The 8,547-nt window shown below is 32.6% G+C and carries 7 protein-coding genes; 3 read left to right on the top strand and 4 right to left on the bottom strand.

Translation table 11 applies throughout. From position 1 onward, the window contains the following. The 4 genes from ACN0WY_RS17080 to ACN0WY_RS17065 form a co-directional block, all read right to left on the bottom strand. A partial coding sequence (locus tag ACN0WY_RS17080) for an alpha-ketoglutarate-dependent dioxygenase AlkB (RefSeq protein WP_417801150.1) occupies positions 1-425 on the bottom strand: 425 nt, incomplete at its 3' end. A 9-nt stretch (positions 426-434) separates the two neighbouring features. Next, complete coding sequence (locus ACN0WY_RS17075) at positions 435-1,121, bottom strand: alpha/beta fold hydrolase (protein WP_417801149.1); 687 nt, start codon at positions 1,119-1,121, stop codon at positions 435-437. Then, positions 1,122-1,742 carry a DUF6973 domain-containing protein gene (locus tag ACN0WY_RS17070; protein WP_417801148.1) on the bottom strand — a complete coding sequence of 207 codons (621 nt, stop codon included), beginning with the start codon at positions 1,740-1,742 and terminating at the stop codon, positions 1,122-1,124. It lies immediately after the preceding gene. Positions 1,743-1,747: 5 nt separating this feature from the next. Next, positions 1,748-2,548: a S24 family peptidase gene (locus ACN0WY_RS17065; protein ID WP_417801147.1), complete on the bottom strand. Its 801-nt coding sequence runs from the start codon at positions 2,546-2,548 to the stop codon at positions 1,748-1,750. 313 nt (positions 2,549-2,861) lie between these two features. Here ACN0WY_RS17065 and ACN0WY_RS17060 point away from each other — a divergent pair, with 313 nt between their 5' ends. The 3 genes from ACN0WY_RS17060 to ACN0WY_RS17050 form a co-directional block, all read left to right on the top strand. Then, entirely contained in the window at positions 2,862-6,419 is a 3,558-nt protein-coding gene (locus tag ACN0WY_RS17060) for a hypothetical protein (RefSeq protein WP_417801146.1), read from the top strand. A gap of 166 nt (positions 6,420-6,585) precedes the next feature. After that, positions 6,586-6,987 (top strand): hypothetical protein, encoded by a 402-nt coding sequence (locus ACN0WY_RS17055; protein ID WP_417801145.1) that lies wholly within the window; start codon positions 6,586-6,588, stop codon positions 6,985-6,987. Beyond that, positions 6,971-8,547 (top strand): hypothetical protein (locus ACN0WY_RS17050; RefSeq protein ID WP_417801144.1); only part of this gene is annotated, 1,577 nt, incomplete at its 3' end. The genes ACN0WY_RS17055 and ACN0WY_RS17050, both read left to right, overlap by 17 nt.

Here is an 8,547-nt window from a genome sequence, read left to right as displayed (position 1 = left end):
CGAAGATAAAACATGCGTTCTTCACCTAAACTAACGGAAGGAATGATATCAGTATTTCCAAAAGCCACTTTATCTGAATGATAATCAATGCCAGAATTTCCATTGGGATAATAAATGCATACACAAGTTTTAAACTCCTGTCCAGTATGTTCTTCAATTTGTCTTTTTATCGGAAGCATATATTTTGGCCATTCCATAACGTTTCCCCAAATCGGTTTTGGAAAAATATTTTTCTCCAACAAGTCAGAATCAACAAACATTACTTTACCAAAATTGTATTTAATTACCTCATCAGATGGAAGTTTCATTTCCATCATATTTGTAAGTTCAGACAGGCTAGTTAATTGCTGAAATAACTCTGTAGCTTCTTTTTCAGGTAAAAAATTAGAGTTGTAACTGATAACATTGTTAAGGTTAGTAGACATTTTATATTGTTAGTTGATGGTTAAGTTCAGTATTGATGCCAGTTCTTCAGGTTTTTCAAGAGGAATCATATGACCACAATTCTTAATCATTATATATGTTCCTTTTTCAGTTTTATTGGCAAATTCTTTTAGTTTTTTGGGGTTGACAAGGGCATCATTTTCAGCAGCAATAAAAAACATAGGTGTGTTTAAGGTTAAAACTTTTTGCGAAATATCTAAACGAGTTGAAGTTGCTTTTAATTGACGAAGTAGTACGTCTTTTCCTAAATCGGCATCCATTTTTTTAATAACAGAAATAATTTCGGAATTACGGTGATTATCTGGGTGTAAAAATTGTTGAATTCTTGCTTGAGAGATTCCTTTGTAGGTGTGCTTTTCTAAAAAGTCAATAGTGCTTTTTCTTAGTTGAATTTCTGAATCACTCAATCCATCAGTATTAGCAGCAACTACAACTAACTTTCTCACTTTTTCAGGGTAATGAACACTAAAGTTCATAGCAGAAAATCCCCCTAAAGAAAAACCAATAATTGTAGCAGGTTCTTCAATATGATTCAGTATCATTTGATTAATTTCCTCAAAAGAATTAGCAGGAGTAATATCAATATGTACTGGAAGTATGTTTTTTAGTTTAGGAAAAACATATTGCCATAAATCTACCGTACACATGGTGCCAGAAATTACATATACTTTTTGCATTTATCTATTATAATTAGAACCAACCAAACATTTATTATTTTCCCATTTACCAAAAAGCCTTTTTTTAGGGATAACCTCGTTATTACAAGTCAGGAAATTACCGTTTTTATCTTTTTTAATAATTTTTAATTTTCCTTGATGAATGGCATTGATTACTCTATACATTAACCCATTTTTAGGAAGGTTACCACCTTTTTTAGAAAGTGTTAAGCCAATTTCGTTGTTAAATAAATCCATTTCAGAAGAAATTTGATCAGGAATAACACCGTCTTCCAGTTTTCGCTCTTTATATGTTTTATAGTTGTCTTTTTCGTGAGCTTTGCCAAGTGAACGGGCTGCATTTTCTCCAATTGATTGTCGTAACAAAGCCATCCAAAAAGCATGACGAAAAGCATCTACTTGTCCGCCTGCATAATCGCCATCTAGTAAGTGAGAAACTCTTAGAGAGTCACTTACTCTCGATGCTTCACGTGAAACAATAAAAGCTTTTTTTGCTTTAAAAGGATGGAGTAGTACCCATGTTTTTTGGGCTCCTTGTAGTTTTTTAAATTGTTGCCAGTTGGATTGAGCAGTGGTGTAAAAAGGGAGTAAAAGAACTAAAAAAAGCAGTTTTTTAAGCATAAAAATTAATTTTTACTGCTAATTTGCTCTTCTAATTCAACAATTTTACTTTCTAAATCGTGTAATCTATCATAAACATCAACAGGTTCAGGCATTTGTTTAGAGGCGAACATAGTTACATACCAAACTTCCATAATTTCCTCAGCATTTATGGTATAAGTAGGGTAGTTGCCATCTTTATTATCACTTTTTAAAATAAGTTTACCTCTTTCTTCTATTCTATTAATGACACGTTTTAAAACAATACCATCATTCTTACTTACAATTACATAGATACGACCATCTTTAATATCATGTAAATTCTCAACATACTTTCCAAAAACTAAATCTCCATCAAAAAAAGTACGCACCATAGAGTTTCCTTGTACTTCAAAACAACGAAAGGTGCCATTATTAAGATGAGGCATATTAAAAGAAGGAAGTTGTTCTATATAATTTGAATCTCCATAACCATTTAAATAACCAGCTCTTGCTTGTATAGGAACATAAACCACGTTTTCATTACCTGAAGAATTCACAGAAACAACCTGAGGAACTCCAGAATATGTTTGAATATTTGTAGGTTCAGTTTTTAGCATTGTATCACTTTTTCCAAATAAATAGTCGGGATTAATGTTGAATTCATTAATAATAGAAGTAAGAACATCGTAACCAGGTTTTGTTTTTTTTCTACTACCGTCAGACTGAGGTCTCCCATTAATAATGCTATCTATAGTGGTTCCAGTAACCCCTATTTTTTTTGAAAAAGAAAAGTTATTTAAGTTAAAAGCATCTCTAATTGCTGCTATTTTTTCGGAAATTCCCATAACATTTTATGTTTTTACATATTGCAAAAATAATTAAACTTTTGTTTGTTTAAATATGTAATATGTTTTATATTTGCCTCGTTAATGAATTGCTAATATACAAAAAAATTGTAATAATCAAACATTTGTGTGGTTTTAGCGATTGTGTTTTTAAGATTTCAACTTGACTTTCTTCACTTTTTTGAAATCTATACTCGTTTATTCAAACATTTTTTTGAATAAAACCAAAATCAAGAAAAAAGAACTGTTAGAAAAGCAACTAAACAGGGCTCTTTTTTGAGCTTGATTAAGAATTAATTAAAAATTTATAAAAATGAGTAAAAAACCAATCAAATCAAACCTATTTAGGTTTGTAACATTACGTAGTCCACAATTAATTGAAGACAAAGAAACTGGATTTGTTTCCTTTCCAGAAGAAAAAAAAGCAGAGAGTTTAGCTTTTCAAGTAATACAAGGAGCTACTACAAACGAAGAAAGAAAAACAGCCTTAAAAGGAGCTTATAGTACGAATTTTACACCCATAGCGAGTAGGGTAGAGATTAAAAATTTACACGAAGCGTTATATCAGTTTTCTGGATGGTTAGTGCGTAATAAGACAGTATTATCGTATGCTGGTATTGATGCTAATTTATATGCAGCACAAGAACTTACTGTTGATGAAGAGTTAGTTTTATGGGAAAACTTATTTCATCAAACCATTAATAAGGAATCGGCTATCGTTCGAGAAGGACTGATTCAAATGTTGGTAGCGAATAAGTTTTTAAAAGCATTTAATGTGTTTACTAACAGTTTTTCACAAGAAACAGAAGGGGAAATTGTTTTTACAGAAGAAAATGAAAAAGAATTTGTACGTAGAGCGAATGCAAGTGTTATTGTGCCTAAAGAGGTGATTATTGCTGCGCAAAATGAGTTTTCTTATACAGAACCCGTTATTTCAAAAAGTTCACAAGACTATATGCAATCTCAGTTAGAGGTAGCTTTAGCAAAAGACAGAATTCAATTACACGAAGCTGTATTAAAAGATTTAGACTACGCAGAAACGCTATATAGAAAGGCTGAGACAACACGTTACAAAACAGAACTCAAAGCTTACGACGCCACTATTAATCAATTACAAGAAGAGGCAATTCCTGAAATTCAAACAGTATTTTATGCAGACACAGGTTCTACAAGGCAAATAAAAACGTATCCTGACTTACAATTGCCAAAGTTTGAGTTTGAAAGCACTTTAGAGATTGATAGGGATGTAGCGACAACAAACTTATCTACAGAAACATTAAACATAATAAACTCTGATAGTTTAAGTGTATATGATACTTTTGATGAAGTAAAACCTATTTTAAGAGATCGAATTAAGAAGGATTATCAGTTAGTGTACGATGATGTTCCTCAAGAGGCTCAAAAAGTGAGTGTAGGAGATACTACAGTAACGCTAAGCGCTATGAGAGGAACACAGTTGTATTCGTATTCAGGAAATATAAAACCAGCTGTTTTACTAGATAGGTTTGTGATGTCTATGAGTATAAATGTAGGGTATGCCAATGCATTTGTAAAAAGTGCAAGCTACCAATTACAAGATGCGCTTGGAAATATGATTACAGGAAGTGATGTAAGAAAACTATCAAGTACTGATAATTTATTAAACCTACAGTTTTTCTCTGGTGGAGAAGTTTTTACATTGGGAGAGAATACTTTTTCGGGAGAGGTAACATTAAGTAATGATGTTAAGATACAGTTTAGTTCATCAATATATATTACAGGAAATTCACCAAGTTTTGAGGATATATATGATCCTATTAAGTTAGGAGAGTTAGAGCGTTTTGGTGTGTATTCAGGAATTGGAACCAAAGTTATAGAAGGAAGTGAAACTGCTACAGATGAAAATACAGCGATAGATGCTGAAAATACTGTATTGTATGGAGTTTCTCAATTGGGAATTGCTGATTTTAGACGTGTGGAGCAAGAGGTGTGTTGTTATGTACCAGGTGAGGTGTCGCACATTGAAAACATCATGGCACGTGAGTATAAAGAGCGTTCTACCAGAGATTTAAGGGTTTCAGAAACTGTTACAGAAAAAACTTCAGAAAAAGAAGTAGAGAACTTAACGGATACGACTTCTACTGAGCGCAATGAATTACAAAGTGAAGCGTCTTTTATCGTGAGTAGTGATAATGCTACCAGTTTTGGTGCGAATGCAAGTGTGAGTGGAGGTGGAGAAATTGCTAGATATAGTTTTGGTACAAACTTTAACTCATCGTCTTCAAACTCTACTTCAAACTCAAATATACAAGCACAAACCTATGCGCAAGAGGTTACCGAAAGAGCCTTAGAGCGCGTGGTACAGAAGATTAGTACCAAACGTACGTCTCGTATATTGCGAGAGTATGAAGAGAATAATACTCATGGGTTTGATAACCGTAAAGGAGATAAACACGTTACAGGAGTGTATCGTTGGGTAGATAAGATTTATAAGAATAAGTTGATAAATTATGGTAAGCGCTTAATGTATGAATTTGCCTTACCAGAACCTGCAAAGTTTTATATTGAATCATATTTAAAAAACAATAATGGAGACGAAAAGACAATAGAAGGGCTAATTATTCCTAAAAAACCAGTACATCCTAGTAAGTTGTCTAAAAAGATTGAAAAATCTTCTGATTTGAATGAAGGTAATTATGCTAATATTTTATCTCAATATGGGGTTGATCATATTGATTATCCTGAAAATGAGATTAATATAATGAAATCTTATAAGTTAGATTTTCAAGACTTAAAGGGCCAAGAAGGAAGTGTTATTGCTGATGAAATTGAAATTTTAGAAAACTATATTACAGAATCTTTTGAGGTGGTAGGTAATTTATATTCCCATGATTCAGGTAGTATTGGAGGGAGACTTCGTATAGCAGTAGGTAATACTATTCAGGAAAATGAAGTAAAAGGAGATACGAAATTCTCGTTTAAATCAGACGATAGTTTTTCAAGAGCAAAAAACTTATTAGCAGTTTCTGCCTCAAGCTTTGATTCATTAACGGGAAATTTTAACGTTGTTGTCAAGTGTATTAGAACAGAAGAAGCGTTAAAAAAATGGCAAAATGAAGCTTATAAAGCCATTGTGGAAGCATACAATGAACAAGTGTTAGCATATAATGACTTTATACAGTCTCAAAATCAAGAAAACAAACCTAATGAAAAGAAAAAAGAGTTGAGTTCTCAAATCAATCGTAGTATCGAAAAACGTGAGCTAAAACGTATTGCCGTAAGTTTAATGAAGCATAAAAATGTAGAATTTGCTCGAGATAACTACGATGGTGAAAGTTCTAAAAACATTACAAGGACACCAGAATTCCAAACCCATGCTGAAACGGTTAAGTTTTTTGAACAAGCTTTTGATTGGGAGATTATGGCATATACTTTTTACCCATACTTTTATGCAGACAAAGGTGATTGGGATGCTAATTTTGAGTACAACGAAGGTAGCGACCCTATTTTTCAAGCTTTTTTACAGAGTGGTATGGCAAGATCAGTAGTACCGGTACGTCCAGGTTTTGAAGAAGCTGTAAACTGGTATATGAAAACTGGTGAAATTTGGAATGGTCAAGGTATGGTTACCGATATGGACGATGATTTATATGTTTCTGTTGCCGAAGAAATGCAAACCATTGAAGGTGAAGTGGAAGGTACTTGGGAAACTCGTGTACCAACAACCTTAACCGTGTTACAAGCAGATTCTGTTGTATTAAACGAAGGAGGTTTGCCGTGTAATCCAGATTGTGAAGGTCAAGGCTTATTTGATGTAAGTACCTATAAGATAGGACAAGGACCAGATGGTGTAGATTACGATATTGTAGGCGATACCAATAATGTAGCATAAGTGCAGTAAAAGTGTTTGTTTAACAAACATTTTTCTATACACACAGTCACAAACCTTACCCAAAAAATCAATAAAACATATTGTATTTGTTAGTTCCTTCCTCTTTTTGAGAAGAGGAGGGCTGGGTGAGGTTTGTTTTTTACTAATCATAAAAAACAAAAAAAATATGCATGCTCATGAATATGGAAGCAAACATTTTAAACACAAAACCAATTTTAATGGATTGGTGGTGTTTTCAGATGTTCAGCAACAAAAAATAAAAGAAACAGCAGTTCCAAGCCCTAATATATATGTAGAAATAGAAAAAGGAGTACAACATCCCAATAAGTGGTTTTTACATATCAATAGTACATTATCTGGAGAATATGGAGATTTTTTTTTGCAAGAAAATCCACAACCAGTAGGTGAAATTTTAAATGATTTTGATTACGATATAAGTCCAGAAAACACAGCGTTTATAAAGTCGTATTTTGACTTTAGTTTTGGAAAATTTGCCTATTATAAAATAAACGAAAAGTTTTATATAAAGCTTTTGGGAGACATACTTAAAGATGATGTTTTTTTTTGAGATTCAAAACAGCTCAAAGTCAAAACAGAAAGAAGAAATCAGTATTGAATACGATGCGTTTATTACGGTATTTGTTTCAGATAACGGAGCAAAACTAGAAAGAGCGTACCAAAATATTACCAAAGTAAATACACATCAAATAGTGGTGTTTATAGAATCTGGTGGAGGCACGAATGCTTTTGGTACGGTATTCAGAATTCATAAAGGAAAAAATGTAAAAACTTTACCAGAGGTAGATAGGTTAACTCTTTCTAAAGTAGCAAAAGCTTTTGGAGTTCAGGTACAAACCAATGACCTTTCTGAAATGATCAAAGAAGAATTAGCAGAGGAAGATAGTGTGTTTTATTTGTTGGTTACTAAAAAGCTACTGAAAGGAGGAAGAATCATACGATGGTCTACCAAAGATGTTTTTACAGATATATCAGGTGGGTTAAAAAACGCAAGTAAAGAAGTAAACAAATTAAAGTTAGGAGAAGAACGGTGGAATACGGCTTTTAAAGATGAATCTGGGTCTAAATACAATCCGTTATTACCTAAATTACGAGGAGAAGGTAATTTGTTTGATGTAGAAAAGTTTAGCAACGACGTTTATAAAACCTATATACAACCAGCAGCTACACAAGCCACTTCAATAGCAAAATTACTGCTTAAAAAAAGACGATTTGCAAAACTGATACCGTTTGATATTAGTAAGGTAATAGAGGTATTGGATGCTATTCCTACACAGCTACAAGACTTTTTTGATAGCGTATCAAACCATTTGTTGGATTTATACGAGTATATCAATGGATTGTTAGTAGGATTAATTAACAGTATTATAGAGTTTGTTAAATCGTTTATTGATATTTTAGCAATGCTCTTTGATGTGCTAAACGCAGCCATACAAAGCACTGAGTTCTTTGAAAATCCAGCTAGTTACCTAAGTTTGTTTGCAGAGAGTTTTGAAAACCTTATAGATGGTTTTGTAGCACTGTTTACGCTAGAGAATTTAAAAGCTATTTTTGGCTTTATAGCCAGTATGCCGGCATATGCTGTAAAAATTGTATTTAGGTTTTTAACCTCAGATATAAAAATAAAAATAGACCCAGGAGCCTTAGGGTATTATATTGGTTTCTTCGTTGGTTTTGTAGCTTCAGAGGTTGCTACCTTCTTTTTAACAGGAGGAACAGGAACGATTGCTAAAGCATTAAAAGAAACGTTACGATCGTATAAAGCGTTAGCAGAAATACCAAAAAAAGCAGCAAAAGCGTTAGGGAATACTGTGGAATTTGGCATTGATATATTTGTAAAGTTAGTTGATGTTATTGCAGACTTTATAAAAGATATTCCAAAACACCTTAAAACACTAAGAAAATGGTTAGATGAGTTTTTTGTAAAGTTAGAGGTAAAAGTATTACTTATAGATAATGTTGTCTATACGTTTGTAGAACCAATTACAGCTTTAGGAAAAACCTTTTTTGACATTGTAAGAAGGAATGCTTGGAAAAAGTTAAATGACCTTGGGGTAACTATGGTTAAAAATGAAGACGGATTGTATTCTTTTTCTTATAATGGTAAAAA

This window comes from Tenacibaculum sp. (assembly GCF_048269885.1).
Classification (GTDB): domain Bacteria; phylum Bacteroidota; class Bacteroidia; order Flavobacteriales; family Flavobacteriaceae; genus Polaribacter.
The sequence above is the reverse complement of the archived record's forward strand: the minus strand, read 5'-3'. Positions and strand labels throughout refer to the sequence as shown.

Bases quoted from the DNA above. Each gene is read 5' to 3' on its own strand.
- ACN0WY_RS17070 (WP_417801148.1), bottom strand. From the start codon at position 1,742: ATGCTTAAAAAACTGCTTTTTTTAGTTCTTTTACTCCCTTTTTACACC.
- ACN0WY_RS17055 (WP_417801145.1), top strand. From the start codon at position 6,586: ATGCATGCTCATGAATATGGAAGCAAACATTTTAAACACAAAACCAAT.
- ACN0WY_RS17060 (WP_417801146.1), top strand. From the start codon at position 2,862: ATGAGTAAAAAACCAATCAAATCAAACCTATTTAGGTTTGTAACATTA.
- ACN0WY_RS17075 (WP_417801149.1), bottom strand. From the start codon at position 1,121: ATGCAAAAAGTATATGTAATTTCTGGCACCATGTGTACGGTAGATTTA.
- ACN0WY_RS17065 (WP_417801147.1), bottom strand. From the start codon at position 2,548: ATGGGAATTTCCGAAAAAATAGCAGCAATTAGAGATGCTTTTAACTTA.